This window comes from Sodalis sp. RH20 (assembly GCF_047324205.1).
Classification (GTDB): Bacteria; Pseudomonadota; Gammaproteobacteria; order Enterobacterales; family Enterobacteriaceae; genus Acerihabitans.
The window spans coordinates 504,834-531,054 of record NZ_CP178733.1; the positions used below are offsets into that span (position 1 = coordinate 504,834).

Genomic DNA, 26,221 nt, shown 5'->3' on the forward strand with positions numbered 1-26,221 from the left:
ACCGGACGCAACGCCTGGCGCGCGGCGAAATACCCTACCCCGGGCAGGATACGGCCCGGGCCGCGCCGTCTAAGGAACAGCCATGATGCCGGAACTCGGTAATTTCCTGCTGTGCCTGGCTATCGGCCTGGCGCTGTTGCTGGCGGTGTATCCGCTCTGGGGCGCCTCGCGGCAGGACGCCAGGCTGATGGCGGTGGCCAGGCCGTTGTCCTACGGTGTGTTTGCGTCCATCGCCGGCGCCTTTGCCTGTCTGGTCTATGCGTTCGTGGTCAATGATTTTTCCGTGGCTTATGTCGTGAATAATTCCAATACCGCGCTGCCGGTGTATTACCGGGTCGCCGCCACCTGGGGCGCCCATGAGGGATCGCTGCTGCTGTGGGTGCTGTTGCTCAGTTGCTGGACGCTGGCGGTGGCGCTGTTCAGCCGCAGCATGCCGGATGAGGCCGTCGCCCGGGTGCTGTCGGTGATGGGCATGATCAACAGCGGATTTCTGGCGTTTATTTTGCTCACGTCCAACCCGTTTGCGCGTACCCTGCCGGATATTCCCATCGACGGGCATGATTTAAACCCGGTGCTGCAGGATATCGGCCTGATTTTTCATCCGCCGCTACTGTATATGGGGTATGTGGGTTTTTCAGTGGCGTTCTCGTTCGCCATCGCCTCGCTGATTGCCGGCCGGCTGGATACCGCCTGGGCCCGCTGGTCCCGTCCCTGGACCCAGGCGGCCTGGATTTTCCTGACGCTGGGCATCGTGCTGGGGTCCGCCTGGGCCTATTATGAACTGGGCTGGGGCGGCTGGTGGTTTTGGGATCCGGTGGAAAACGCCTCGTTTATGCCCTGGCTTGCCGGTACGGCGCTGCTGCACTCTCTGGCGGTGACCGAAAAACGCGGCACCTTCAAATCCTGGACGGTGCTGCTGGCCATCGCCGCCTTTTCCCTGTGCCTGCTGGGGACCTTTCTGGTGCGTTCCGGGGTATTGGTGTCGGTGCATTCGTTTGCCTCGGACCCGGCGCGCGGCATGTTTATCCTGGCGTTCCTGATTCTGGTGATCGGCGGTTCGCTGCTGCTATACGCCATCAAGGGCGGCAAGGTAAGGAGCCGCGCGCAGCACGAGGTTTTCTCCCGCGAGACCTTCCTGCTGGGCAACAACGTGCTGCTGATGGCCGCGATGCTGGTGGTGTTGCTCGGCACGTTGCTGCCGCTTATCCATAAACAGCTTGGCATGGGCAGCATCTCCATCGGCGAGCCTTTTTTCAACAGTATGTTTACCTGGCTGATGGCGCCGTTTGCCCTGTTGCTCGGTATCGGGCCGTTAATCCGCTGGCGCCGGGACGAGGCGAAAACGCTGATTAAACGCCTGGCGCTGGCCATGGCGGCCACGCTGGCGCTTTCCATCCTGCTGCCCCGGCTGATGGGCGATGAGATCGAGGCCATGACGGTGGTGGGTCTGATGATGTCGCTGTGGGTGATTATCCTGTCGCTGATGGAGGTGCACGAGCGCGCCACCCATCGCCACCGCTTTATCCGCGGGCTGGCCCATCTTACCCGTAGCCATTGGGGCATGGTGCTCGGCCATCTTGGCGTGGCGGTGACGGTTATCGGCATCACCTTCAGCCAGAACTATAGTCTGGAGCGCGATGTGCGCATGAAAACCGGCGACAGCGTGGACATCAAGGCGTATCACTTCGTCTTCCGCGCCGTGGAGGATTTGCGCGGCCCTAATTATACCGGCGCCGCGGCGGTGTTTGACGTGACGCGCCATAACCACCCGGAAGCCATGCTCCGGGCGGAAAAGCGCTTTTACAGCGTCAGCCGCACGGTGATGACCGAGGCGGCCATCAGCGGTGGGTTGAGCCGCGACTTATATGCCGCGCTGGGCGAGGAGATGGATGACGGCGCCTGGGCGGTCAGGCTCTATTATAAACCCTTTGTCCGCTGGATATGGCTGGGCGGTCTGTTTATGGTAGCCGGCGGCCTGTGCTGCCTGGCCGACCCCCGTTACCGGGCCGACAAAAAAGCCCGCCGGGCCGCACGTCGGGTGCCACTATGAAAAAAAAGCTGCTGTATATTCCGCTGGTGCTGTTCCTGCTGCTGGCCGCCGCATTTATCGTGCAATTGTCACGCAATGCCCATGGCGATGATCCCACGCTGCTGGAATCGGCGCTGATCGGCAAGCCGGTGCCGGATTTCCGGCTGGCGTCCCTTGACGATCCCGCCAAGACCTACGATCGCTCGGTACTGCGCGACGGGCGGCCGATGCTGCTTAACGTCTGGGCCACCTGGTGTCCCACCTGCCGGGCCGAGCACCAGTTCCTCAATACCCTGGCGGCCCAGGGCGTCAGGGTGGTGGGCCTGAATTACAAAGACGATCGCCTCAAAGCGGTTAACTGGCTGAATACGCTGGGCAATCCCTACACGCTGAGCCTGTACGACGGCGACGGCATGCTGGGGCTGGACCTGGGCGTCTATGGCGCGCCGGAAACGTTTCTCATCGACGGCCGGGGGATAATACGCTATCGCCACGCGGGCGATCTGAATGCCGACGTCTGGCGGCGCGAGGTGCTGCCCTTGTACCAGCAATACGCCAAGGGGACATGAGCATGGCGATAAAATGCATTATGCTGTTGCTGTGCCTTTGCCTGGGTTTTAGCGCCGGCGCGGCGATAGATACCCGGCAGTTCAACAGTGTGGCGCAGGAGCAGCAATACCGGGAACTGACCCAGCAACTGCGCTGCCCGAAGTGCCAGAACAACAGTATCGCCGACTCCAATGCGATTATTGCCGCCGATATGCGCGCCAAGGTCTATCAGCTGATGATGCAGGGCAGGAGCAAGGAGCAGATCATCGCTTACATGGTGGCGCGCTACGGTAATTTCGTGACTTATGTGCCGCCCCTTAATCCACTGACGATTTTTTTGTGGCTCGGGCCGCTCGCGGTGGTGATCGCCGGCGGTTTGACGGTGGTGCTGCGCGCGTCGCGGCGTGGCGGGCGCAGTCCGCTATCCAGCGAGGAACGGCAGCGTCTGGCGCGGTTGCTGGAAAAAACCAATCGGGAACAGCCATGATAATAGCCGGCATGACCTTTACCCTACTGCTGACGCTGGCCTGCGCGCTGTTTGTGCTGCCGGCGCTGCGCTACCGCCGGCAAGGCGGCGCGATAACCCGCGACAGCCTGAACCAGGCGTTTTTTACGCACCGGCTGGATGAACTGGCCCAGGATGAGGCGCAGGGCGTGGTGGCTGAGCGCACCCTGCATATTGAGGAGCTGCAGCAAAACCTGTTGTCGGATATCCCCGTGGCGCCGGCGCCGGCCAGACCGCCGCTGGGCGCGTGGGTCCTGATCCCGGGCGCGGCGGCTCTGGTGCTGGTTACCCTGGCGTTTTACGCCTGGACCGGCGGCGCGTTCCAGGTATGGCGCTGGCAGCAGACGGTGGCGGAGATGCCGGCGCTGCGGGCGCGCATTATGGACCCGCATGCCAGCCAGCTGTCGGCGCAGGAGCTGGCGCGGTTTGCGGTCGGGCTGCGCGCCTCGCTGCGCGAACATCCGCAACAGACCCAGGATTGGCTGATCCTCGGGCGCATCGGCGTGGTAATGAATGATGCGGCCATGGCCACCCAGGCGTTTGAACGCGCCCATCGTCTGGCCCCGGACGATGACGCGATTACGCTCGATTACGCCGGGGTATTGACCCGGTCCGCCGACGCGGGCGACAACCAGGAAGGCGACAGCCTGCTGCGCGCGCTGCTCAAACGGCAGCCAGGCAACATCACGGCGCTTAACCTGCTGGCGGTCGGCCTGTATCAACAAGGCGACTACGCGCAGGCGATAAGCCTGTGGCGCCAGGTATTGACCCTGCTGCCCGCGGGCGATGTCCATGGCGACGCCATCAGGCGCGTGATTAACCAGGCGCGCGCGTTGTCAGGCCAGGAGACGGCGAAACTTACCGTGGATGTTACTTTGGCGCCGGCCCTGGACGATAAACCGCCGGCACAAGGAACGCTGTTTATTTCGGTCACCGACGGAAAAAGTCCGGTACCGGTTGCGGTTAAAACTTTGCCATTGAGCCGCTTTCCGTTATCGTTAACGCTGGATGACAGCAATGCCATGTTGCCGGAGCGTTTGCTTTCCGCCCAGCGACAGGTAAAGGTACGGGTGAGGATTGCCCGTGACGGTGGCGCCGACGCCAGGCCCGGCGACTGGTTTGGCGAGAGCGCGTTGCAGGATTTCAGCGGCACCGGCCGGATCGCCGTGCGCATAGATCAACACATGCCCTAGCGGCCGGCATAACAATAATAAATGGAGTTGAATGATGAATTACCGCCTGTCAGGTTTGGCGCTGGCCAGCGTATTGCTTCTGGGATGCGCCAGCGATAAAACCGATCCGTCTTCACAGCAGCGTTCGGACCCTCTGGAAGGGTTTAACCGTACGATGTTTGATTTTAACTACAATGTCCTGGATCCGTACGTGGTGCGTCCTGTGGCGGTGGCCTGGCGCGATTACGTGCCCAAGCCCGCGCGCAACGGCCTGGGTAATTTTCTGAGCAACCTTGAAGAACCGGCCTCCATGGTCAACTATTTCGCCATCGGCAAGCCCTATGAAGCCATGATCCACTTCAACCGTTTTTTCCTCAATACCCTGTTGGGGATGGGCGGCCTGATCGACGTGGCGTCCATGGCCAATCCCAAGCTGGCTAAGGAACAACCGCGCCGGTTCGGCAGTACCCTTGGCACCTATGGCGTCGGCTACGGTCCTTATGTGGTGCTGCCGGGTTACGGCAGCTTTACCCCGCGCGAGGATCTGGGCGGGGCGGTGGACAACTTCTATCCGGTGTTAAGTTATCTCACCTGGTGGATGTCCGCCGGTAAATGGGTATTCGAAGGCGTGGAAACCCGCGCGCAGCTGCTGGACTCCGACAGCCTGTTGCGCAATTCCGCCGATCCTTATGCGCTGGTGCGCGCCGCCTATTTCCAGCGGCATGATTTCCTGGCCAGCGGCGGCCGGCTGAAACCGCAGGAAAACCCCAACGCCCAGGCGATACAGGGCGATCTGAAGGATATCGATTCGCAATAGCCGGCGGAGCCGGCCCTATCAACGTTGGGTGTACAGGAGTATGATAAGCCGTAGATACTTTTGAACGGCTTATTATTGTCAAACAGGTAAATCCTGTGGAGAAGATTGCAATGACTCACTCTATTAACAAATGCAGTGCTGAAGAAACCGCCGCCTGTTGCTGTGTCGATGTCGGCACTATCATTGATAACGAAGACTGCACGGCGTCGTTCAGCAAGGTGTTTGAACAGCGCCAGGAAGCGGAAGCCATGCTGGCGATGCTGACGGAAAAAGCGCGCGCGGTGGAATCCGATCCCTGCGACATCAGCAGCCGCATCGAACCCGTTAAGGGCGGCGTTGAGCTAAACGCTGATTTTACCTTCAGCTGCCAGGCTGAAACGCTGATTTTCCAGCTCGGTTTGCGTTAATCCGCTCATGACAGGCCCGTGACCGGGCCTGCGTTTGATGACCCATGGGCAAGATTATACCGGCGCCATAACCCTATCCGTCCTTGTCGTTATCGCGCCCGGGCGCGCAATTATGGCTTACTTTACCCTGGGCCGGCGCCCGCGGCGTCGTTCCAGACGTAGTGTTCCCTGGCGCTACGCTTTATTTTTCGTGCCGTCATGCCAATATTAAGCTTATGAGCGGATTGGCCCGTGGCCGCTTGCTGAATTACCGGTTCCGGCCACTCTCCGGGGGGTATTCGTAAATATGTTACTTAGCCTGCACCTTTACCGGTAATAGTTGTCATACGCTAATAGCCTCAGTCTGCTGCGGGTTTTTCCCCTATGGAAAAGCCCGGCGGAGGATCAATTAACGTCCATGTGTTGACTCCATGGCGGGTATTGATGTAAAAAGCAGCGTTTTATTTACGCGATTTCGAGCGCAAAGGCCCGGTCGTTGCGTTTATCTTTCGCGTTTTTGTCAAACAACAACGGTGCACTATGCAAGTTTTAATTATGCGGCACGGCGACGCTCAGCTCGAAGCGGCCAGTGATGCGGAAAGGCCTCTGACAGTTCGCGGTCGTGATGAATCACGCCTGATGGCATGTTGGTTAAGTACCAGGATCCTCGATACCGATCGTGTGTTGGTCAGTCCTTATCTGCGCGCCCGGCAAACGCTGGACGTGCTGCGTGACGAACTGGTGTTGCCGGACGGCGAGGAAAGCCTGCCCGAGCTGACGCCGGGCGGCGACGTCGACCTGGTGTGTTGTTATCTGCAGGCGCTGGCGAATGAAGGTCTGGGATCGGTGCTGATCGTTTCCCATCTGCCGCTGGTGGGCTACCTGGTCGCTGATTTATGCCCCGACGAGCAGGCGCCGATGTTCGCCACCTCGGCGGTGGCCTGCGTCACCCTGGAGGGCGAAAGCGGCCAGGGCAAACTGGAGTGGCAGGTCAGCCCGGCGCAATTGCTGGTGAAAGTCTAAGGCACGTTATGCGCTAAGTTCAATCAGGACCAGCAGCGCCGCGTCGCCGCCGAAGTTTTTCGGCGCCTGGTGGAAGCCCAGCACATCGGGGTGCTGGGCCAGCCATAACGGCGTTTGCTGTTTCAGGATATGTTTACCGTGGCCGTGCATGACGCAGGCGCAGTGCACATGTTCCCGCCGGCAGGCGGCAATCAACGCCCCCAGTTCCTCTTTGGCCTGCGCCTGGGTCAGCCCGTGCAGGTCGAGGAACAGCTCGGGGGTATAATCCCCGCGCCGCAGTTTTTTCACCTCATAGGGACTGGCGTCCGGGCGTACATAACGCGCCGGCCCTTCACTGTCCAGCAACGGCTGGAACTCATCGGAAAAATAAAAACTGGCGTCCACCTGTTCCTGCATCAAGCGCCGGGCGGGCAGGACGGCCCTGCTGCGGCGCGGCTTGGGGGGCTTGACGGTATCTTGGCGCAACGGGCGCGTACCGGCGATGGATTCCCGGAACAGATGGCGTTCTTCATCGGCCAGTTGGTATCTTTTTTTCATTCCCTGCTCTGCGTTTGCTGCTTTTATGCAAGTTTACCCCGTCTTGTCATTTTCCGGCGAAATTTTCCATTTCCGGCGCCATTTTCCCCCAGCGGTAAAAAATGTCGGCCATCACGCGGCATGACGGGGCGATGCCTGCTGCTTTGTCGTGCGCTTCATGGCAAACTATGTCCTTAGAACCGCATCATGCCCTGGGGTGAAATAATTGGACAAAATTTTTGTGGATGAGGCCGTCGCCGAACTGCACAGTATTCAGGATCTGCTGCGCTGGACGGTCAGCCGTTTTAACGCCGCGCAGATTTTCTACGGCCACGGCACCGACAATCCCTGGGACGAGGCGCTGCAGCTGGTATTGCCCAGCCTGTTCCTGCCGCTGGACCTGCCGAAGGACATGTATGGGTCGCGGCTGACGTCCAGCGAGCGCTACCGCATCGTGGAGCGGGTGGTGCGCCGGATAAATGAACGTATCCCGGTGCCTTACCTGACCAACAAAGCCTGGTTTTGCGGTCTGGAATTCTATGTGGATGAACGGGTGCTGATCCCCCGTTCGCCCATCGGCGAGCTTATCGACGATCGCTACCGCGACCTGCTGCCGCATCCGCCCGGCCATATCCTGGATATGTGCACCGGCAGCGGCTGTATCGCCATTGCCAGCGCCTTTGCCTTTCCGGAGGCGGAAGTGGACGCGGTGGATATCTCCGCCGACGTTCTGGCGGTGGCCGAGCACAATATCCAGGCGTACGGACTCGACGAACGGGTCACGCCGCTGCGTTCCGATCTGTTCCGCGAACTGCCGGCCCTGCGCTATGATCTGATTGTCACCAATCCTCCCTATGTGGATGAAGAGGATATGAACGACCTGCCGCAGGAGTTCCACGCCGAGCCGGTGCTGGGGCTGGCGGCGGGCCGCGACGGCCTGAAGCTGGTGCGCCGCATCCTGGCCTGCGCGCCGCAGTACCTGAATGACGACGGCGTGCTGATCTGCGAAGTGGGCAACAGCATGGTGCATCTGATCGAGCAGTTCCCCGACGTCCCGTTTAACTGGCTGACGTTTGACCACGGCGGTGAGGGGGTATTCTCACTGACCCGCGAACAGCTTGTGGCCTGTGGCGATTGCTTTACAATATTCCAGGATTAACCGGTATGCGTGTTAACACATTGAGAGAGGCGTCCTGATGGCAGGGAATAGTATCGGCCAATTATTTCGCGTCACCACCTTCGGTGAATCCCATGGGGTGGCGCTGGGGTGCGTCGTCGACGGTGTGCCGCCGGGCCTGCCCCTGACCGAGGCAGACCTGCAGCAGGACCTGGACCGGCGCAAGCCCGGCACCTCGCGCTATACCACCCAGCGGCGCGAGGCGGATCAGGTGAAGATCCTGTCCGGCGTGTTCGAGGGGGTGACGACCGGCACCAGCATCGGCCTGTTGATTGAAAACACCGATCAGCGCTCGCAGGACTACAGCGCCATCAAGGATGTTTTCCGTCCCGGCCATGCCGATTACACCTACGAGGTGAAATACGGCGTGCGCGATTATCGCGGCGGCGGCCGCTCGTCGGCGCGGGAAACCGCCATGCGGGTGGCGGCGGGTGCGATTGCCAAAAAATACCTGGCGCAAAAATTCGGCGTGACGGTGCGCGGCTACCTGGCGCAGATGGGCGACATCGCCTGCGAGCTGAAAGACTGGGACCAGGTCGGGCAAAATCCGTTTTTCTGTCCCGATCCGGACCGGCTGGAGGCGTTGGACGAACTGATGCGCGCCCTGAAGAAAGAGGGCGACTCCATCGGCGCCAAAGTCACGGTGGTGGCGGAACATGTGCCCGCGGGCCTTGGCGAGCCGGTGTTCGACCGTCTGGACGCCGATTTGGCCCATGCCCTCATGAGCATTAACGCGGTGAAGGGCGTGGAAATCGGCGACGGCTTTGCGGTGGTGGCCAAGCGGGGAAGTGAAAACCGCGACGAAATCACGCCGCGGGGATTTACCAGCAACCATGCCGGCGGCGTATTGGGGGGCATCAGCAGCGGCCAGGCGATACTCGCCCATCTGGCGCTGAAACCCACTTCCAGCATCATGGTGCCCGGCCAGACCATTAACCGCGCCGGCGAGCAGGTGGAAATGGTGACGCGCGGCCGCCATGACCCCTGCGTGGGCATCCGGGCGGTGCCCATCGCCGAGGCGATGATGGCGATGGTATTAATGGACCACTTCCTGCGCCAGCGCGCGCAGTGCGGCGATGTCAACTCAACCCTTCCTCAGTGGTAATATGATGCGGCAATGGATAGTCGGATTACTGGCCCTGGCCTCCGTCCAGGTGTTTGCGGCGCCAACGCCGTGGCAGAGCATCAACCATCCGGTCCCCGGACCGGCGCAGGCCATCGGCGAGTTCGCCAACGGCTGCATTATCGGCGCGCAGCCGCTGCAGCTGCAGGCGGCCAACTACCAGGTCTTGCGCCCGGACCAGCGGCGCTTTTACGGCCATCCCGATCTGCTGATGTTTATCCTGCGCCTGAGCAATCAGATCCGCCATCTCAACCTGGGCGACGTGCTGCTGGTGGGCGATATGGCCATGCCCGCGGGCGGGCGTTTCGGCAGCGGCCACGCCAGCCATCAGTCGGGCCTGGACGTGGATATCTGGCTGCAGCTGCCGCGCCAGCGCTGGACGGCGCAGCAGTTGCTCAAACCGCAGCCCCTGGATCTGGTGACGGCTAACGGCCGCGATGTTAATCCGGCGGTATGGCAGCCGCAAACCGCGATGCTGATCAAACTGGCCGCCGAAGACAGCGAGGTCACGCGGATTTTTGTCAGCCCGGCGATTAAAAAGCAGCTGTGCCGGGTGGCGGGCGATGATCGCGGCTGGCTGACCAAGGTACGCCCGTGGTTTGGCCATCGCGCCCATATGCACGTGCGCCTGCGCTGTCCCGCCGACAGCCTGGAATGCCGTGAGCAGGCGCCGCCGCCCGCCGGCGACGGCTGCGGCGCCGAGCTCGACAGCTGGTTCCTGCCGCCGAAACCGGGCGTGCCGCCGGTGAAAAAAACGCCGCCGCCGCTGCCGGCATCCTGTCAGGCGCTATTGGATCGCCATCTGATCACGCAATAACCGACGCCGCCGCGGGCCGGGGAGCGTCCGGCACGGGCGCCGGTTGGCGCCGCCCGGCTTCATGCCGGGCGGGTATGGTTTTTTTACCACTGGATTCATTCATTCATGGATTGGTTAGCGGTTTCCCCGATGGTGTTTGCCTTGTTGTTTTTCGTCAGCATGCTGGCGGGGTTTATCGACTCCATTGCCGGCGGCGGCGGGTTAATTACCCTGCCGGTGCTGCTGGCGGCGGGATTGTCGCCGGCGCAGACGCTGGGCACCAACAAACTGCAGTCGGTGGGCGGTTCCTTCTCCGCCAGTCTTTATTTTGTGCGCCAGCGGGCGGTGGATATCGGCAACCAGAAGCTGACCATCGCCATGACGTTTATCGGCTCGATGACCGGCGCGATACTGATCCAGCATCTGCGCGCCGACCTGTTGCGCCAGGTATTGCCGCTGCTGGTGATAGGCATCGGCTTGTATTTTCTGCTGATGCCGCATATCGGCGAGGACGATCGCAAGCGCCGCCTGTCCGCCTGGCCGTTTGCGCTGGTGGCAGGGTGTGGCGTCGGCTTTTATGACGGGTTTTTCGGCCCCGGCGCCGGCTCTTTTTATGCGCTGGCCTACGTGACGCTGTGCGGCTTTAACCTGGCGAAATCCACGGCCCATGCCAAGGTGCTTAACTTCACCTCCAACCTGGGCGGACTGCTGCTGTTTATCTTTGCCGGCAAGGTGGTGTGGAGCGTGGGCGTTGTCATGCTGGCCGGGCAAATCCTGGGCGCGCGCCTGGGCGCCCGCATGGTGCTGACCAAGGGGCAACGGCTGATACGCCCGACCATCGTGGTGGTATCGCTCCTGATGAGCCTGAAACTTTTGTACGATAGCCATGGCGCGGCGATTGCGCTCTGGCTGTCTTCATTGTGATAACCGAACCGAGATTATGTCTAGCGAAACCCATGATGTTCAGCACTTGATCGCCTTGTTCGACGGCTGTTTTGCCGACACGCTTAACACCCGGCTAATCAGGGGCGACGACGAACCCATTTACCTGCCGGCCGATGGGGATCTGCCTTTTCACCGCATTGTTTTTGCCCATGGCTATTACGCCAGCGCCATGCATGAAATCTCCCATTGGTGTATCGCCGGCGCCAGGCGCCGGCTAATGGTGGATTTTGGCTATTGGTACTGCCCGGACGGGCGCGACGACACCACGCAGCGCCAGTTCGAGCAGGTGGAAATCAAGCCCCAGGCCCTGGAATGGCTATTTTGTGCGGCGGCGGGGTTTCCCTTCAATGTCAGCTGCGATAATCTCAATGGCGATAGCGAGCCGGACCGTATCGCGTTCCAGCGCTTGGTGCATGGGCAGGTCATCCGCTATCTCGACCAGGGTATTCCTGACCGTGCGGCCTGTTTTATCCAGGCGTTGCATGCGTTTTACCATACCCCGCCGTTAACGCGGAGCCAGTTCCGTTCCCCGGTCGCGATAGATGCCGCCCCGACGTTGCATAATGAATGAGGACATTCGATGATCGTAACTTTTGAAACGCGTATCCTGGCGTTAATTGACGATATGGTGGAGCATGCCACCGACGATGAATTATTTGCCGGCGGCTATTTGCGCGGCCACCTGACGCTGGCGGTCGCCGAAGCGGAGGAAAATAACGAGCATACCCTTGAAGCGCTGCACGATCGGGTACAGGCCTGCCTGGCCAAGGCTATCGGCAATGGTGAACTGTCGCCGCCGGATCAGGTGTTGGTGCTGGGCATGTGGCACCGGCTGTATGAACAGGCCAAAGCCGTACCAACGATAAACGAAATTTAAGTTATCACACGCCATCCTGGCCTATCACGTACAATCCGGCATTAACGTGATGGACGTTTTTCAGGCTGATGGCGCCAATTTACAGACCTTGTTACAGTAGCATTTGCGGCGTTATTTCCTGCGGCTCGCCGCGTGAACGCCCGTGTATCCCTGCCGCGCGTACCGCCGGCACATACCCGTTCCCCCCTGAATCACGCCAACGCGCCATCCCCTTCCGCCGGACATTGACAGGCCTGGCCGTCCGCGCCGGTAGCACCCTTACCTCCGTCTTATCAGGAAGCAGAAACTCAATCACAAGGAACGATGATGTCTGGCTACCCCATACACCCTAAAGACACCTGTCCGCCGCGCCGTCTGACCGGCCTGATACCGTTATTTACCCTGGTGGCGGCCCACCACGCCGTCGCCCATCCTGTGCCCGCGCCGTCCGCCGCCGCGCCGCCGGTCATCGCCGACAGCGATGTGATAACGGTAACCGCGCCATTGCATTCCCCGCTGACCGTCGTCACGTCCCCTAAGACGCCGCGCCAGCCGTTGCCGGCCAGCGATGGCGCCGGTTACCTTAAAACCATTCCCGGCTTCGCCCAGATCCGCAACGGCGGCACCAACGGCGATCCGGTTTTTCGCGGCATGTTCGGATCCAGGCTGAAAATACTCGCCGACGGCGCGGAAATCCTCGGTACCTGCCCAAGCCGCATGGATGCGCCGACCGCCTATATCTCCCCGGAAAGCTATGATGTCCTGACCCTGGTCAAAGGCCCGCAAACCGTTCTGTGGGGGCCGGGCTCCTCGGCGGGCACCCTGCGTTTCGAACGCGTCTTTCCGCATTTCGATAAGGCCGGCGTAAAAACCCAGCTTGGCCTGCTGGCGGGATCCAACGGGCGCCGGGATGAAACTGTCCAGGCCGCCGTGGGCAATGCGCTGGGCTATATGCAACTGTCCGCCAACCAGTCCCGCGCCGGCGACTATCGCGACGGCGCGGGACGGCGCGTGCCCTCGCGCTGGGATAAATGGAACGGCGACCTGGCGCTGGGCTGGACGCCGGATGACGCCACCCGGATGGAGCTGACCCTGGGCCGGGGCAACGGCGAGGCCAGTTATGCGGGCCGGGGCATGGACGGCGCGCAAATCAAACGCGAAAGCCTGGGCGCGCGCTTTGAGAAAACCGGTATCGGTGATGTGCTGGACCGGGTCGAGGCCCAGCTCTACTACAGCTATGCCAATCATGTCATGGACAACACCAGCCTGCGCTCTCCCGTGCAGCAGCCGGCCGCCGCCCGCTGCTGCACGATGCGCGCACGCCAGGGGCCTTCAAACGCCGCCCGGCGCAGTAACCCGGATCGTCGCACCCTGGGGGGGCGCGCCGCCGGCACCTGGCTGTGGACCGATTTCCAGCTGCAGTCCGGCGCGGACATGCAAACCAACACGCATCGCGTCAAAAAAAGCACCGGCTGGGACCGGGATGCGCGTTTTCAGGATTACGGCGTGTTCAGCGAGCTGACCTGGCATGCCTCCGGGCATAACCGTATTATCGGCGGCGCGCGCCTCGATCGCAGCCTGGCGGACAAATACGATGATACTGGGTCGCGGTCGCGCGCCGCAATCCTGCCCGCGGGCTTTATCCGTTACGAGCAGCAGCTGAGCGCGCCGCTGCTGTGGTATGCGGGCATAGGTTATACCGAACGTTTTCCGGATTATTGGGAATTATTCAAACCCAAAGCCGGACCGCGGCCGGGATCCGATCCCTTTGCCGCGCTGAAAAGTGAAAAAACCACCCAGTTCGATGCCGGCTGGCACTATGTGAATGGCGGTTTCAACGGGTGGCTGTCCGGTTATGCCGGACGGGTGGATGATTTTATTTTAGTCAAATACGACCCGAACAATGCCTACGGCAGCCAGGCGGTCAATATCAGCGCCCATATCATGGGCGCGGAGCTGGGCATGGGGTATCGGCTGGCCGAACACTGGAAAACCGACGCCAGCCTTGCCTGGTCGTGGGGCAAAAATACCCGCGACGGGCGTCCGTTGCCGCAGATGCCGCCGCTGGACGCCCGTGCCGGCCTGACCTATGAACGGCAACGCTTTAGCAGCACCGCGCTATGGCGCGTGGTCAGCGCCCAGCGCCGCATCGCCGCCAACCAGGGCAATGCGGCGGGTAAGGATTTTGCCGCCAGCCCCGGCTTCGGCGTCCTGTCGGCCAATGTGGCCTACAGGTTAACCAAAGGCATCAAGCTCAGCAGCGGCGTCGACAATATCCTCGACAAGCGTTACAGCGAGCACCTCAACCTGGCGGGCAACAGCGGCTTCGGCTACGCGGCCGATAGGCCGATTACCGAGCCGGGCAGGACCCTGTGGGGCAGGGTGAATATGGTGTTCTAGCCGCCGGAGGGCGGGGCAAAAAACCGGCCGTGCTTTGGGCACGACCGGCGGCATAAAACATGAAAACGGTTAAAACCGGTAGCTGAGCCCCAGGCCGAAGACATCATCGGCCGCGATGGACATTGGATTATCATCTTTTAACAAGTTGATTTTATAGTCTGCATAGACCGACATGTTTTTATTGAAGAAATAGGTCAGGCCCAGATCGGCGTATTTGATCAGGTCAACATCTCCATAACCCTCGATCTGTTTGCCTTTCGATTGAAAATAACCTATTTCCGGCTGTAGGCCGAAATCGAACAGATATTGTGCCACCGCCTCCATATTCTGTGCCTTATTGGCCATGCCGATAGAACCTATGGGCGCCATATTGTGCGTTTCGGAATAAAGCGTGGCCAGGTACAGGCTGTGGGCATTATATTTTAGGCCCGTAGCCCAATTTTCCGCTTTGTCGCCCCGGCCATAGGCAAGTTGTTGCTGCGCCTTGGTGCGATTGGACACTGAATACGCGCCCAGTATGGCACCGCCCCAGTCAAAAGTATAAGAGGAAGAAAAACCGTAACCATCACCATTCGCCTTGGTCGCCATGCGTGCGTCGTTAGAGTTTTCATCATTGGCACCTTGGTATTGCACCGCAAATTTCAATCCATCGGCCAGACCGAAAAAATTGTTATTACGATAGGTCAAGAGGCCGGTTGAACGACCGCTCATAAAACTGTCTGAATAACTGTAGGTCAAATCGTCAAATATCGCCGCAATATCTGTGATGGAAGCGACGTCATACAGCACCCCCCAATTCCGTCCATAATCCAGAGAGCCAAAATTGCTCCATTTCAGGCCAGCAAAGCCCAGGCGGGTTTTATTGCCCGATAAGGCGTCACTGCCGCCCTCGGTGTGATTGGTCTGAACATTATATTCCCATTGACCATAACCAGTAAGCTGGTCATTAATCTGGGTCTGCCCTTTGAATCCGAAGCGGATATAACTGTTATCACCATCGCTGCCAGTGTAATTACTAAAATAATGCCGCGCTTGCACACTGCCGTAAAAATCGAGCTTGTTAGCATCCTTATTATAAATTTCCGCTGCCGACAGATAAGGCGCGGCGAGAATAATCACAGTTGCTGCCATTGTTTTATTCATTGTTTATTTTCTCATATAATGATTATTGGAGTTGCTGCGTTTTAAAACAATAGTTCCCCTGAGAGGGAGAAATTAACGTTCTCCCCCTTCGCATCATGCTGCTTGAACTTAAGGTGGCGCGTTAAACCGCCGCGCTAACGGTAAAGAATGAAAAATTGGCCGTGCCGGCCTGGCCGTCTCCTTTATTGCGCGCCACGGCAAACAAACCGGCTTTTGCTCCTACCCATTTCCCCGGACCGGCGGCAAATGCGGTGGGCAGCAAGGTAAAAGCCTGGCCATCAGCGCCGTAGGAAAACGTACAGATGGCATCCCGCCTGACGGTAATGCGCAAATAGAGCGGCGTGGCGTCCGGCCAGGGTACCAGGTCGCGCTTGGAGATATTGACCTCGCCGCCATCGCCCCGCCAGCCTGTATCCCAGGTCAGGCAATACCGGCCTTGGGACCGCTGCACACTGAGGGCGGCGTAACGTTCGCCATAGATAATAATGCCGGCCTGCTCGCCGTCATGGCGTAGGTCCGCCGTCATGCGGGTGGTAAGGGTAAATTCCCGGGCGGGGAATTTCTGCAGCAAGAGATTGGCAGCATCATAGAGCGAAGGCTGGCCGTCGCGCAGCGGCAGGTGTTCGCAGGCTAAGTGGAGGCCCCGGTTATCCAGGCTCGCCCAGTAGGGCTGGGGATTGGCCTGCCACTGCCATTGCAAGCCCGGACGGGCCGATAAGAAATCATCCGACGTGCGCGGTTCACAGGGCGCGCGGGAAAGAGCGGTTGCAGGTTTTACCCAACGTTCCACGGGTTCGCCGCAGGCGATCACCGGCCAGTCATCCACCCAGCGCAGGGGTTGCAGATGAACCAGGCGGCCATAGGTCCCGGCGTCCTGAAAATGCATAAACCAGCTTTCGCCATTATCAAGCTCCACCCAGCCGCCCTGATGCGGACCGTTGACTGCGGTATTGCCCTGGCTCAAGATTTTTCTTGCTTCATAAGGACCCTGGATGCTGCGCGCGCGCAGCACCGCCTGCCAGCCGGTGGCCACGCCGCCGGCCGGGGCGAAGATATAATACCAGCCGTGGCGCTTGTACAGTTTAGGCCCTTCAAGGGTCGGCAAGTCGGCGCTGCCGTCATAAAGCGCTTGTCCTTCGTCCAGCAGGGTCTGGCCATCCGGCGACATGGCGCACAGCTGCAGCCGATGTTTTATGCCGCTACGGCTATAAGCAAAGGCATGAACCAACCATGCCCGGCCGTCGTCGTCCCAGAAGGGGCAGGGATCGATCCAGCCTTTAGCCTGTTTCAGACAGTGCGGCGCTGACCATTCTCCCAGCGGGTCGGTTGTTCGGCACATAAAAATGCCCTCGTCAGGTGTGCTGAAAAACACCCAAAACAGGCCGGCGTGATAGCGGATGCTGGGCGCCCAAACTCCTTTCCCCGGCTGAAAGGCGTCATACCCCGGCAATGCCAGGCACGGTAATACATGGTTAACGATTTGCCAGTTGACCAGGTCGGTGGAGTGCAGGATCGGCAGCCCGGGCATATGATTAAAACTGGAGGCCACCAGATAAAAATCATCTCCGACGCGTACAATGTCCGGGTCCGAATAATCGGCATGTAGCACTGGATTCTGATAAGTTCCGTCACCCCGATCGGGGCGCCACGGGGAAAGCTCATTGTCATGCATGATTAATGTCCTTTGACGAAGATAAATGTCGCCGCGACGCAGTACCGCCCATTAAAGGCGATTCGCCAGCGGCTCGTCACCGGTAATAATGATATCGCCGGCCGCGGCCTGCGGTATCAGCTGGCGCTGCGCCAGGTCCGCCTGGATATTTGCCATGGTTTTATCATCGAGCTTATAGAAACGGGTCAGCCAATATAAGACCAGGTAAGACAGGCTGGGGCCGACGGTCAGCAAACCGATGATGCCGGTGGTGGCCAGAGCGCTTTGTGTCGTCGATCCGGCCTGGTAGCCAAACCAACCCAGGGAAAATCCCACCAGCGCGCCCGCCACCGCCATGCCCAGTTTCAGCGCGAACAAATTGCCGGAGAAAGAAAGGGCGGTTATGCGCCGGCCGGTTTTCCATTCACCGTAATCCGCGGCATTGGCCATCATATTCCATTTAAAGGGCTGATACATTTGATGGAAAAAGCCAATCAGGAAATAAAGCGGGAACACGACGCTTAGCCATTTCGGCGGCATAAAGAACATAATCACGCCGGTGAGAACCAACAGTAAATTAATGTTTTTAAACATGCTGACCGCATTAAAGCGTTTAGCGAAAAAGCCGGCTGCCATTGCGCCGAGAATGGTGCCTACGACGCTGGTGGTAATAAACGCCGTTTTCATCGCCGTGCCTGTCAGGTCGGAATGCTGCGGATCAAGCATTAGGTAAGTGGCGTAATAGAGCGTGGCGGCGCTGCGCATGACGCCGGCCATGCTGGAAAAGAACGTGATGATGGCCACGATGCGCCACTGATCGTTGGATAGCAGATTTTTTAGATCGCTTAATACGGTTTCATTGCCGCGTGCCTGCGGGTTGATTTGTTCCTGGGTAGTAAAAAAACAGATAAACAGCATAATGACCGCGAGGACACCCATGACCGCCATCGTACATTGATAGCCCAGTTGTTTATTTCCTTTGCCGAACCAGTCCACCAGCCATAATGTGCCGATGGAAACCACCAAACCCGCCGCCGATGAAATGGTAAAACGATAGGATTGGGCGGAAAGGCGATCTTTTTCATCCGAAGTGATGACCCCGCCGAGAGAGCAATAAGGAATATTGATAAAGGTATAGAACAGCATTAACAGCGTATAGGTAATATAGGCATAGACTAGTTTGCCGGTGCCGGTGAGTTCGGGCGTGGTAAAAGTGAGCACCGCAATAACGGCATATGGAACGGCAAACCATACCAGCCAGGGCCGGAAATGTCCCCATCGGGTGCGTACCCGATCCGCTAATAAGCCTGTCAGCGGATCCGATACTGCATCTAAAATACGGGTTACCAGGAACATAATGCCGACCGCGGCCGCTGATATACCATATATATCCGTGTAAAAATAAGTCAGAAACATGGTTACCGACGAATAAACGATGCCACATGCGGCATCTCCCATGCCAAAACCCATTTTTTGCCAAACCGTGAGTTTTTTTATTCTTATCATCATTCATCTCCAGTTAAATGAAAAATCATCTTTTTAGCGCCGCCATTTTATGGATTATTAACAACTGCAACTATTGTAAATTTATGTATGAGCATTATGATTTTTGTTAAATGAGATTATTATCACAAATCGCATGCATCCAGGTAGGTGCGATTTTATGAAAATTAATAAAATAAAATATTAAAAATCAATACGTTATGATTATTCTTGCGGTTATAGTTATTGGTCCTTTAACTTTTGGAGAAAAATCATCCCACGGGTAGAATCAACATTCTATGGACGCTTAAATGTGATATTGATCACACTATAAAGGAGGATTACGCACAAGATATCATACCAATTGTAAAAGCATTCATTTCTCAGAGGTGTAATAGGTATAACAACAGTCGCCATTTTAACCGCCTGCGCCCGGCGTAAAACCGGTCCCCGGCAGAATGGGTATGAGTTTTGGGTGGGGTTTTAATCATGGATTCATCCGCAGGATAATTTCTATTTTGGTAAATATCATTCACCCAGAGAAATATCAGTATTCATTTAACCGGGTGAATATAATATCTTCTTTTACCGAAGTGGATTTATATTTCACGCCCCTTTAACACTTTACGCAGCCAAAAACGATTGGGACTTAATGCCGCCGACTGTGCCAGGTTTAGCGGCAGTGGCTCGCCGAATATCTGGCCGGCCAGGATCTCTGCCGCCAAGGGGGCGGTGCATAAACCGCGCGACCCCAGGCCGCCCAGCATAAACAGATTGGCATACACCGGCGCGTCCGCCACCGCCTCGCCGGCCAGCAGGCGTCCGGGCAGATCGCCATACGCGCGTTGGGTGGCGGCAAAATCCGGCACGCCGCCCAGCATGGGCAGATGATCCCTGGCGCTGCTGCGTATGCTGGCGCGTGCCTCGCCGGCGCTGACATCAACGCACTGTGCCCAGGATTGCCCGGGCAGGCAGGCGATTAACCGGTCGCGGTTGGCCCGCTGCTCATCGGGGCGGTAAGTCATGTCCTCGTCGTCGCGCCGGGCGCTGGCGCCCAGGCAGTGGGTGCGAAAGCCGGGGCTTGCGGGCGTCAGGTAACCGTCATAACACAGCACCTGCTTCAAGGTCCGCAGTGCCGGCTGGTCGGGAACATAGCTGACCTGCCCGCGCACGCTGGTCAACGGCAGCGGGGCGGTAATCGGCCATTGCAGCATGCGGTGCCCGGCGGCCAGCACCACCGTGGCATGGCGGGCCTGGCGCCCCGCGCCGAAATCCAGCAACCAATCGTCCGCGCCGGCGTTTAATCCCCGCACCTCATGGCCGTAGTGCACCGCCATGCCGCGGGACTGCGCGCGCGCGATGATGCCGGCGGTGAATTGGGCGGGGTTGAGCCAGCCTCCCAGCGGATAGGTGACCCCGCCGCTGCCGGTGGCAAGCCCGGTCAGCGCGGGCATGTCTTCGCAGGCCACCGCGCTGATGAGCTGCGCGGGCCAGTCCGTGGCCAGGATTTGCCGCAGCTTGCGCCGGGATCGGTCGTCATAGGCCAGTTGCGTGACGCCGCACCACTGGTGCTCAAAGATGACCCCCTGGCGTGCGCACTCCTGGTAATAGTGGTGCGCGAAAGGAAAAGCGATGGCAAAAAACTGCGCCAGCTCGTCATCCTCATTATTCAGCAGTGGATATAAGGCGCCCTGGCGATTGCCTGACGCCCCCTGGGCCGGGCCGCTATCGGCGCAATAAAGAGTCACCCGCGACCCGCGGCGCTGCAGGGCCTCCGCCGCCAGGGCGCCGGCAATTCCCCCGCCGATAATCGCCACCTCAAGCGGGTCGCGCGCGGGGCGCCGGACGTACCAGGGCGCGCGCGGCGCTGTCGCCAGCGGCGCGGCCAGGCTGCCGGCCAGCATTTCCCGCTTGCGGCCGAAACCCGGCGGCTTAAGGACGGTAAATCCCGCCTGGCGCAGGCCGCGCCGCACAAATCCCGCGGCGGTAAAGGTGGCGAAGGTCCCCTGCGGCGCGGCGAATCGCGCCATGGCGTGAAACAAGGCTTCGCTCCACATGCCGGCGTTTTTCGCCGGGGCGAAGCCGTCCAGGAACCACGCATCCACCCGGCCGGACAGGCTGTCGTCCAGAAGCGGCAGCAACGCGTTGATCTCGCCGTACCATAAATCCAGCGTGACGGCGCCGTCCGCCAGGATCAGCCGGTGGCAACCGGGCGTCGGCAACGGCCAAAGGCTGCGCAGCCCGGCGGCATAGCCGGCCAGCTCCGGCCAGCGCGCGTGGGCCTGCGCCATATCCTCGATTTTCAGGGGGAACTGCTCGAAGCTGATAAAGTGCAGGCGTCGCAGCGGCGCGTCGGGCCGCCGCCGTCTGAACTGGTCAAAGGCCTGCCACAGCGCCAGAAAGTTAAGTCCGGTGCCGAAGCCGGTTTCCGCCACCACCAACGATGCCCGCGTATGTTGTGCAAACCGCTCCGGCAGTCCGTTGCCGGCTAAAAAAACATAGCGGGTTTCTTCCAGTCCATCCTGGCTGGAAAAGTAGATGTCATCAAACTGTCGGGATACAGGTGTACCGTCTTCATTCCAATTAAGGATGGCGTTGCAGATAGGCGCGCGATTCACGGCGTAAGGCTCTTTTGTCAAGAAATGTTGAGATTTTAACGAGGTGTGCTTTGCGGCGCAAATTTTGCAAACTTCGTCTGATCGGACTTGTTCAGCGTACAACTGTACGCTAAAGTGCGTCACAGAATCTTATATATAAATACAAGAGGTATTAAATGAAACGTGCAGTGATTACCGGCCTGGGGATCTTATCGAGTATTGGTAATGACCAGAAAGAAGTCCTGGCATCTCTGCAACAAGGCCGCTCCGGAATCACTTTTTCCCAGGAATTGAAAGATTCCGGTATGCGCAGCCATGTGTGGGGGGATATTAAACTTGATACTAACGGGCTGATCGATCGTAAAATTGCGCGCTTCATGAGTGATGCCTCCATTTATGCCTACCTTTCCATGGAGCAGGCTATCCAGGATTCCGGGCTAAGCCCCGAGCAGGTTTCCAACGATCGCACCGGCCTCATCGTCGGTTCCGGCGGCGGCTCGCCGCGCAACCAGGTTGCCGGTTCCGACGGCATGCGTGCGCGCGGCCTGCGCGGCGTCGGCCCCTATATGGTCACCAAGGCCATGGCTTCCGGCGTGTCCGCCTGCCTGGCGACGCCGTTTAAAATCCGTGGCGTCAACTATTCCATCAGCTCCGCCTGCTCCACCTCCGCGCACTGTATCGGCAACGCGGTGGAAATGATCCAACTGGGCAAGCAGGACGTGGTGTTTGCCGGCGGCGGCGAGGAATTGTGCTGGGAAATGGCCTGCGAATTCGACGCCATGGGCGCGCTGTCTACCCGCTACAACGAGACCCCGGCCAGGGCGTCCCGTACCTATGACGTCAACCGCGACGGTTTCGTCATCGCCGGCGGCGGCGGTATCGTCGTGGTGGAAGAATTGGAACACGCGCTGGCGCGCGGCGCGCATATCTATGGCGAAATTATCGGGTACGGCGCCAACTCCGACGGCGCCGACATGGTGGCGCCTTCCGGGGAAGGGGCTATCCGCTGCATGCAGATGGCGCTGAAAGACGTCGATACCCCGATCGATTACCTCAACGTACACGGCACCTCCACGCCGGTGGGCGATGTCAAGGAACTGTGGGCCATCCGTGAAACCTTCGGCAGCCAGCAGCCGGCGTTTTCCTCCACCAAAGCCATGACCGGCCACTCCCTGGGCGCGGCGGGGGTGCATGAAACCATCTATACCCTGCTGATGCTGGAGCATAACTTCATCGCGCCGAGCATTAATATCGATGAGCTCGATCCGCAGGCCGAAGGCATGAATGTCATCACCGTACCCACCGAGCGGCGGCTGACCACGGTAATGACCAACAGTTTCGGGTTCGGCGGCACCAACGCCACCCTGGTCATGCGCAAGTATCTCTAACGGGGTGATGCCTTTGGGCGTGCGTCAGGCAACGCCTATCAGGCATGCGGGAATATTCTCTCCCTGGCCGTAATAAAAAAACCATCCTGCCGGCGTGTCCGCATGCAGGATGGTTTTTTTTGTCGGCCAATCAGCTCAGATCAGGATCCAGATCAGCAACAGAACCCCGGCCACGGCAATCGCCATGATCCAGCGCGAGCGGATGGTTTTTGCCGCCGGCGTCATCGGTTCGGTGGCGATAAGCGGGCTCATGGCCGGCTGCAGCAGACGGGGGTCGGGGGTTTGATGCTGGCTTTGCGTGCGGGTAAGGCGATAGATAAACAGGAACTGCATTACCGCGCCCACCTGCGCCGGCGTCAGCACGCTCTGGGGCAGCGCGTTGAAATGCTGTTGGCAGTACGCTTCTATCGCCTGCTGTTCATCGCTATTGGTCGGCTGTTTCAGGGTGGCCTGCACCGATGCCAGGGTAGGGGAGGCCTGCTGCGACAGCGTCATATGTCCCTGCAGAAATTGCATCAGCAGCTGGAAATGGCGCGCCGGGATAGGATCGCCCGCTTTCAGGCCCATCATGGTCATCACGCTTTGCCAGATTTCCGCCGGGGATTCGCCGGTGACCGCCGCCAGGCGGGTAATCTGCTGGTTCAGGGCATGATGTTCGGCCGGCAACAGCGTGCGATCGGTAATGGCGGACTGCTGTGGCTGCGGGATATTCAGCTGGCCGTTTTGCAGTAACGCCACCACCTGCAGCAACTGCTCGGGGCCAAGCTGGCTTAGCACGGTATGACCATATTCCCGGCGAATAAAATCACTGACCGCCTGGCGGTTGTTACCCTGGGGCAGCAGTTCGGTGAGCTGTTGCATAAGCTGGCGCCCGGCGTGGGTTTGCTGTGCCTGGCCCAGCCTGGTTTGCAGCAGCTGTTCGGCGGGCTGGAAATGGCCCGCCGTCAGCTCGCCGTCGTTGGCGATATTCAATTGATGGCGCAATGCGGCCCAGATCTCCGGGGCCTTGCTGTTGCTTAACGCCATGATCTTGATAATCAGACGCTCCAGGGCGGTGCGTTGCGCCGTGGTCAGCGGCTTTTCACTCTCCGGCCCTAAAGGTGCGCTGCCCGCGGCGCCATGGGGCGGATCGCCCTGTAAAGGTGTACCGGGGCCACTTACAGGTTGCATATGACTCATCCTTTAGCATAGGGCGCTGTCGTCCAGCCCGGCCATAGCAACTGCGTTATGGCATCGTGCGCTCAGATCAACAATGCGGCGAATGATAACAAGCCGCCGTGGCTTGCGGTAGCGGCACGCGTCAGGAAGGCATTTTCTGCTCTTTACCTGGCCTGCGTATCAGGGGAATGCGCAGCCGTTGTGCCAATATAACTCCCAACAGTGTAATCCCACCGCCGACGACGTGATAGCTGTGCAGTCGCTCATGTAAAAAAAGTACCGCGATGGCGGCGGTAAACAGCGGCGCCAGGTTCATAAATATCGACGCGGTATTGGCACCCAGCCGCATTACCCCCTGGATCCACAGGTAAGGCGCGATCAGGGACGCGGCGATACCGGCAAAGATCACCAGCGGAATATTGCGCGCGGTCAGGCCAACGTCCGGCGCCAGCAGGAACCCCGGCAGCAGGAGCAGCACGCCGAACGCCACCTGGATATAAAGCGATTGCCAATTGGGCAGCGGTATCGTCCAGCGCCGGGTCAGTACCCCGTACAGGGCATAGGACGCGGATGCGCCTATCATCATCAGCTCGCCGCCGCCCATGCCGTGGCTCAGCAGCACCCGCGGATGCCCCGAGCTGACCAGCCAGACCAGGCCGCCGAACGAGAGCAGGGTGCCCAGCAAGACGCCCAGCGTCGGCACGGCGCGCAGCAGCAGGATACTCAATAGCACCGTCAGCAGCGGAATCAGCGAATTCAGTATCCCCATAAACAGTGCGCTCACGCTGTGCGCGGCATAATAAGCCAGGCTTTGGTACAACACCATGCCCAGCAGGCCAAGCACCAGCAGGCGCCAGCCCTGGGCGCGCACGACGCGGCGGTTGCGCAGCACGCCGGGCAGGACAAAGGGCGTCAGTATCACCAGGGCCACCAGCCAACGGTAAAAGGAAATCGCCGCCGGGTCGATGGCGCTGGCGGACATTTTGCTGACGATGGCGTTGACCGACCAGATCAGCACGGCCAGCAGGGGATAAAAAATAGTCATGCGACGGTCCTTTTAACGTCAATCCGCCATGATACGGTTCTCAGAGTAGCCTGGCGGATAAAAGGGTTTTTCTTAGGGCATCCTAAACATAAGCGGGCAATAATAATACGGTATTAATATGTTGTGCCAATCCCGTGCGCGATAGCATTGGGATTTTTCCCCGTTCGGTGGCAAAATATTCCCCCTTTTTAACACGCAGGCCGCTGGCTTCCGGAGTCGGATGTGAAAATACTGGTCGATGAAAACATGCCCTATGCCCACGAATTGTTCAGCCGGCTGGGCGAGGTCGTGCCGGTTGCCGGACGCCAGCTGTCGGCCGCAGCGCTTGCGGGCGCCGATGCGCTGATGGTGCGCTCGGTCACTCAGGTTAACGCCGGGCTCCTGGCCGGCAGCGGCGTGAAATTCGTCGGCACGGCGACCGCGGGCACCGATCATGTGGATGAAGCCTGGCTGGAGCAGGCCGGCATCGCTTTTTCCGCCGCGCCGGGTTGTAATGCCGTCGCGGTGGTGGAGTATGTTTTTTCCTCCCTGCTGATGCTGGCGGAGCGCGACGGCTTTTCCCTGCGTGATAAAACCGTCGGCATTATCGGCGCAGGCAACGTGGGTGGGCGGCTCGATCGCCGCCTTAAGGCGCTGGACATCCGCACCCTGTTGTGCGATCCCCCGCGCGCCGATCGGGGCGATGACGGGGATTTCCATCCGCTGGCAACCCTGGTGCGCGAGGCGGACGTGCTGACGTTCCATACCCCCCTGAACATGTCCGGGCCTTATCGCACCTGGCATCAGGTGGATGCGGAACTGCTGGCGGCGCTGCCCGACGGCCGTATTTTAATCAATGCCTGCCGCGGCGCGGTGGTGGATAACGCCGCGCTGCTGGCCGCCCTGGAGCACGGGAAAAAAATGCGCGCCGTGCTTGATGTATGGGAACCGGAGCCGGCGCTGTCGCCATCGCTGCTGTCTCGTGTCGATATCGGCACGCCGCATATTGCCGGCTATACGCTCGAAGGCAAGGCGCGCGGCACCACCCAGGTTTTCGAGGCATACAGCGCTTTTCTCGGCACGCCGCTGCGAGCGCCGCTCGGCGAGCTGTTGCCCCGGCCGTCGGTAGAGCGGGTACGGTTACACGGCGGCCTTGACGAGGCGATGCTCCGCCAGTTGGTCCATCTGGTGTATGATGTGCGCCGCGATGATGCGTCCCTACGCCGGGTGGCGGCCATGCCGGGAGAATTCGACCGGCTGCGCAGGCAGTACCATGACCGACGCGAATGGTCGTCGCTGTGTGTTGAAAGCGATGACGCCGCGGCGGCGGCGACGCTGCGCGAACTCGGTTTTAACGCCCTGCTGGCCGGCGCCCGCTAGACACCCGACCGTACCTATACCCTAACGTGAAGTATGGCGGGTATAACCTTATTGCGCGGGCAGGCTCTGCCTCCCCGCCCCGATGATGCATTGCTTTGGAGAGT

The 26,221-nt window shown here is 59.6% G+C and carries 23 protein-coding genes; 16 read left to right on the top strand and 7 right to left on the bottom strand.

The annotated features are described in order from the left end of the window. The first annotated feature begins 82 nt into the window (after positions 1–82). From ACL2XM_RS02430 to sixA, 7 genes are all read left to right on the top strand, one after another. Positions 83–2,050 carry a heme lyase CcmF/NrfE family subunit gene (locus ACL2XM_RS02430; protein WP_413732247.1) on the top strand — a complete coding sequence of 656 codons (1,968 nt, stop codon included), beginning with the start codon at positions 83–85 and terminating at the stop codon, positions 2,048–2,050. After that, positions 2,047–2,598 carry a DsbE family thiol:disulfide interchange protein gene (locus ACL2XM_RS02435; protein WP_413732249.1) on the top strand — a complete coding sequence of 184 codons (552 nt, stop codon included), beginning with the start codon at positions 2,047–2,049 and terminating at the stop codon, positions 2,596–2,598. Before ACL2XM_RS02430 ends, ACL2XM_RS02435 begins: the two co-directional genes overlap by 4 nt. 8 nt (positions 2,599–2,606) lie before the next feature. Next, positions 2,607–3,065, top strand: a complete 459-nt coding sequence (locus tag ACL2XM_RS02440) for a cytochrome c-type biogenesis protein (RefSeq protein WP_410016759.1) — start codon at positions 2,607–2,609, stop codon at positions 3,063–3,065. Continuing rightward, a complete protein-coding gene (gene ccmI, locus ACL2XM_RS02445) occupies positions 3,062–4,276 on the top strand; it encodes a c-type cytochrome biogenesis protein CcmI (protein WP_413727930.1) in 1,215 nt (404 codons plus the stop codon). The genes ACL2XM_RS02440 and ccmI overlap by 4 nt, the downstream gene beginning before the upstream one ends. A 34-nt stretch (positions 4,277–4,310) precedes the next feature. Next, positions 4,311–5,072, top strand: a complete 762-nt coding sequence (gene mlaA / locus ACL2XM_RS02450; protein WP_410016760.1) for a phospholipid-binding lipoprotein MlaA — start codon at positions 4,311–4,313, stop codon at positions 5,070–5,072. 110 nt (positions 5,073–5,182) lie between these two features. Further along, positions 5,183–5,479 carry a YfcZ/YiiS family protein gene (locus ACL2XM_RS02455; protein ID WP_410014170.1) on the top strand — a complete coding sequence of 99 codons (297 nt, stop codon included), beginning with the start codon at positions 5,183–5,185 and terminating at the stop codon, positions 5,477–5,479. A gap of 519 nt (positions 5,480–5,998) precedes the next feature. Next, positions 5,999–6,481, top strand: a complete 483-nt coding sequence (sixA, locus tag ACL2XM_RS02460; protein ID WP_410014171.1) for a phosphohistidine phosphatase SixA — start codon at positions 5,999–6,001, stop codon at positions 6,479–6,481. 6 nt (positions 6,482–6,487) lie between these two features. On the opposite strand, the gene smrB is transcribed toward sixA, so the two are convergent. Further along, positions 6,488–7,018, bottom strand: a complete 531-nt coding sequence (gene smrB, locus ACL2XM_RS02465; protein WP_410014172.1) for an endonuclease SmrB — start codon at positions 7,016–7,018, stop codon at positions 6,488–6,490. A 205-nt stretch (positions 7,019–7,223) separates the two neighbouring features. On the opposite strand from smrB, the gene prmB reads away from it, so the two are divergent. The 7 genes from prmB (at position 7,224) to ACL2XM_RS02500 (ending at position 14,294) form a co-directional block, all read left to right on the top strand. Beyond that, positions 7,224–8,156, top strand: coding sequence for a 50S ribosomal protein L3 N(5)-glutamine methyltransferase (prmB, locus tag ACL2XM_RS02470; protein WP_410014173.1), 933 nt, complete (start codon positions 7,224–7,226; stop codon positions 8,154–8,156). A 37-nt stretch (positions 8,157–8,193) separates the two neighbouring features. Beyond that, the gene (aroC, locus tag ACL2XM_RS02475; RefSeq protein ID WP_410014174.1) at positions 8,194–9,279 is read left to right on the top strand and encodes a chorismate synthase; all 1,086 of its coding nucleotides are present in this window, start codon (positions 8,194–8,196) and stop codon (positions 9,277–9,279) included. 4 nt (positions 9,280–9,283) lie between these two features. Continuing rightward, positions 9,284–10,114 (top strand): penicillin-insensitive murein endopeptidase, encoded by an 831-nt coding sequence (gene mepA / locus ACL2XM_RS02480; RefSeq protein ID WP_410016761.1) that lies wholly within the window; start codon positions 9,284–9,286, stop codon positions 10,112–10,114. Positions 10,115–10,219: 105 nt separating this feature from the next. Beyond that, a complete protein-coding gene (locus tag ACL2XM_RS02485; RefSeq protein WP_413732250.1) occupies positions 10,220–11,017 on the top strand; it encodes a sulfite exporter TauE/SafE family protein in 798 nt (265 codons plus the stop codon). A 16-nt stretch (positions 11,018–11,033) separates the two neighbouring features. Next, the gene (locus ACL2XM_RS02490) at positions 11,034–11,609 is read left to right on the top strand and encodes an elongation factor P hydroxylase (protein WP_410014176.1); all 576 of its coding nucleotides are present in this window, start codon (positions 11,034–11,036) and stop codon (positions 11,607–11,609) included. A gap of 9 nt (positions 11,610–11,618) precedes the next feature. After that, positions 11,619–11,915, top strand: a complete 297-nt coding sequence (locus ACL2XM_RS02495; RefSeq protein WP_410014177.1) for a YfcL family protein — start codon at positions 11,619–11,621, stop codon at positions 11,913–11,915. A 306-nt stretch (positions 11,916–12,221) separates the two neighbouring features. Next, positions 12,222–14,294, top strand: a complete 2,073-nt coding sequence (locus tag ACL2XM_RS02500; protein ID WP_413733178.1) for a TonB-dependent copper receptor — start codon at positions 12,222–12,224, stop codon at positions 14,292–14,294. Positions 14,295–14,363: 69 nt separating this feature from the next. Here the strand turns inward: ACL2XM_RS02500 and ACL2XM_RS02505 are convergent, their stop codons facing one another. The 4 genes from ACL2XM_RS02505 to mnmC form a co-directional block, all read right to left on the bottom strand. Then, positions 14,364–15,437 (bottom strand): porin, encoded by a 1,074-nt coding sequence (locus ACL2XM_RS02505; RefSeq protein ID WP_413727933.1) that lies wholly within the window; start codon positions 15,435–15,437, stop codon positions 14,364–14,366. Positions 15,438–15,558: 121 nt separating this feature from the next. Then, on the bottom strand, positions 15,559–17,109 hold the full coding sequence (locus tag ACL2XM_RS02510; RefSeq protein WP_413727934.1) for a glycoside hydrolase 43 family protein: 1,551 nt from the start codon (positions 17,107–17,109) through the stop codon (positions 15,559–15,561). Between the two features lie 51 nt (positions 17,110–17,160). Continuing rightward, positions 17,161–18,594 carry a glycoside-pentoside-hexuronide (GPH):cation symporter gene (locus ACL2XM_RS02515; RefSeq protein WP_413728756.1) on the bottom strand — a complete coding sequence of 478 codons (1,434 nt, stop codon included), beginning with the start codon at positions 18,592–18,594 and terminating at the stop codon, positions 17,161–17,163. 575 nt (positions 18,595–19,169) lie between these two features. Further along, positions 19,170–21,188: a bifunctional tRNA (5-methylaminomethyl-2-thiouridine)(34)-methyltransferase MnmD/FAD-dependent 5-carboxymethylaminomethyl-2-thiouridine(34) oxidoreductase MnmC gene (gene mnmC / locus ACL2XM_RS02520; protein WP_413732251.1), complete on the bottom strand. Its 2,019-nt coding sequence runs from the start codon at positions 21,186–21,188 to the stop codon at positions 19,170–19,172. Between the two features lie 155 nt (positions 21,189–21,343). Here mnmC and fabB point away from each other — a divergent pair, with 155 nt between their 5' ends. Beyond that, a complete protein-coding gene (gene fabB / locus ACL2XM_RS02525; protein ID WP_410014179.1) occupies positions 21,344–22,555 on the top strand; it encodes a beta-ketoacyl-ACP synthase I in 1,212 nt (403 codons plus the stop codon). Positions 22,556–22,690: 135 nt separating this feature from the next. Here the strand turns inward: fabB and flk are convergent, their stop codons facing one another. Then, positions 22,691–23,725, bottom strand: a complete 1,035-nt coding sequence (flk, locus tag ACL2XM_RS02530) for a flagella biosynthesis regulator Flk (protein WP_410014180.1) — start codon at positions 23,723–23,725, stop codon at positions 22,691–22,693. 130 nt (positions 23,726–23,855) lie between these two features. Then, positions 23,856–24,758: a DMT family transporter gene (locus ACL2XM_RS02535; protein ID WP_413732252.1), complete on the bottom strand. Its 903-nt coding sequence runs from the start codon at positions 24,756–24,758 to the stop codon at positions 23,856–23,858. A 222-nt stretch (positions 24,759–24,980) separates the two neighbouring features. Between ACL2XM_RS02535 and pdxB the strand changes: the two genes are divergently transcribed. Then, positions 24,981–26,117 carry a 4-phosphoerythronate dehydrogenase PdxB gene (pdxB, locus tag ACL2XM_RS02540; protein ID WP_413732253.1) on the top strand — a complete coding sequence of 379 codons (1,137 nt, stop codon included), beginning with the start codon at positions 24,981–24,983 and terminating at the stop codon, positions 26,115–26,117. The last annotated feature ends 104 nt before the right edge of the window (positions 26,118–26,221 follow it).

Excerpts from the sequence above, each read along its gene's own strand:
- ACL2XM_RS02430 (WP_413732247.1), top strand. The coding sequence starts at position 83 with ATGATGCCGGAACTCGGTAATTTCCTGCTGTGCCTGGCTATCGGCCTG.
- ACL2XM_RS02435 (WP_413732249.1), top strand. The coding sequence starts at position 2,047 with ATGAAAAAAAAGCTGCTGTATATTCCGCTGGTGCTGTTCCTGCTGCTG.
- ccmI (WP_413727930.1), top strand. The coding sequence starts at position 3,062 with ATGATAATAGCCGGCATGACCTTTACCCTACTGCTGACGCTGGCCTGC.
- mlaA (WP_410016760.1), top strand. The coding sequence starts at position 4,311 with ATGAATTACCGCCTGTCAGGTTTGGCGCTGGCCAGCGTATTGCTTCTG.
- ACL2XM_RS02455 (WP_410014170.1), top strand. The coding sequence starts at position 5,183 with ATGACTCACTCTATTAACAAATGCAGTGCTGAAGAAACCGCCGCCTGT.
- sixA (WP_410014171.1), top strand. The coding sequence starts at position 5,999 with ATGCAAGTTTTAATTATGCGGCACGGCGACGCTCAGCTCGAAGCGGCC.
- smrB (WP_410014172.1), bottom strand. The coding sequence starts at position 7,018 with ATGAAAAAAAGATACCAACTGGCCGATGAAGAACGCCATCTGTTCCGG.
- aroC (WP_410014174.1), top strand. The coding sequence starts at position 8,194 with ATGGCAGGGAATAGTATCGGCCAATTATTTCGCGTCACCACCTTCGGT.
- mepA (WP_410016761.1), top strand. The coding sequence starts at position 9,284 with ATGCGGCAATGGATAGTCGGATTACTGGCCCTGGCCTCCGTCCAGGTG.
- ACL2XM_RS02485 (WP_413732250.1), top strand. The coding sequence starts at position 10,220 with ATGGATTGGTTAGCGGTTTCCCCGATGGTGTTTGCCTTGTTGTTTTTC.
- ACL2XM_RS02490 (WP_410014176.1), top strand. The coding sequence starts at position 11,034 with ATGTCTAGCGAAACCCATGATGTTCAGCACTTGATCGCCTTGTTCGAC.
- ACL2XM_RS02495 (WP_410014177.1), top strand. The coding sequence starts at position 11,619 with ATGATCGTAACTTTTGAAACGCGTATCCTGGCGTTAATTGACGATATG.
- ACL2XM_RS02500 (WP_413733178.1), top strand. The coding sequence starts at position 12,222 with ATGTCTGGCTACCCCATACACCCTAAAGACACCTGTCCGCCGCGCCGT.
- ACL2XM_RS02505 (WP_413727933.1), bottom strand. The coding sequence starts at position 15,437 with ATGAATAAAACAATGGCAGCAACTGTGATTATTCTCGCCGCGCCTTAT.
- ACL2XM_RS02510 (WP_413727934.1), bottom strand. The coding sequence starts at position 17,109 with ATGCATGACAATGAGCTTTCCCCGTGGCGCCCCGATCGGGGTGACGGA.
- ACL2XM_RS02515 (WP_413728756.1), bottom strand. The coding sequence starts at position 18,594 with ATGATAAGAATAAAAAAACTCACGGTTTGGCAAAAAATGGGTTTTGGC.
- fabB (WP_410014179.1), top strand. The coding sequence starts at position 21,344 with ATGAAACGTGCAGTGATTACCGGCCTGGGGATCTTATCGAGTATTGGT.
- flk (WP_410014180.1), bottom strand. The coding sequence starts at position 23,725 with ATGCAACCTGTAAGTGGCCCCGGTACACCTTTACAGGGCGATCCGCCC.
- ACL2XM_RS02535 (WP_413732252.1), bottom strand. The coding sequence starts at position 24,758 with ATGACTATTTTTTATCCCCTGCTGGCCGTGCTGATCTGGTCGGTCAAC.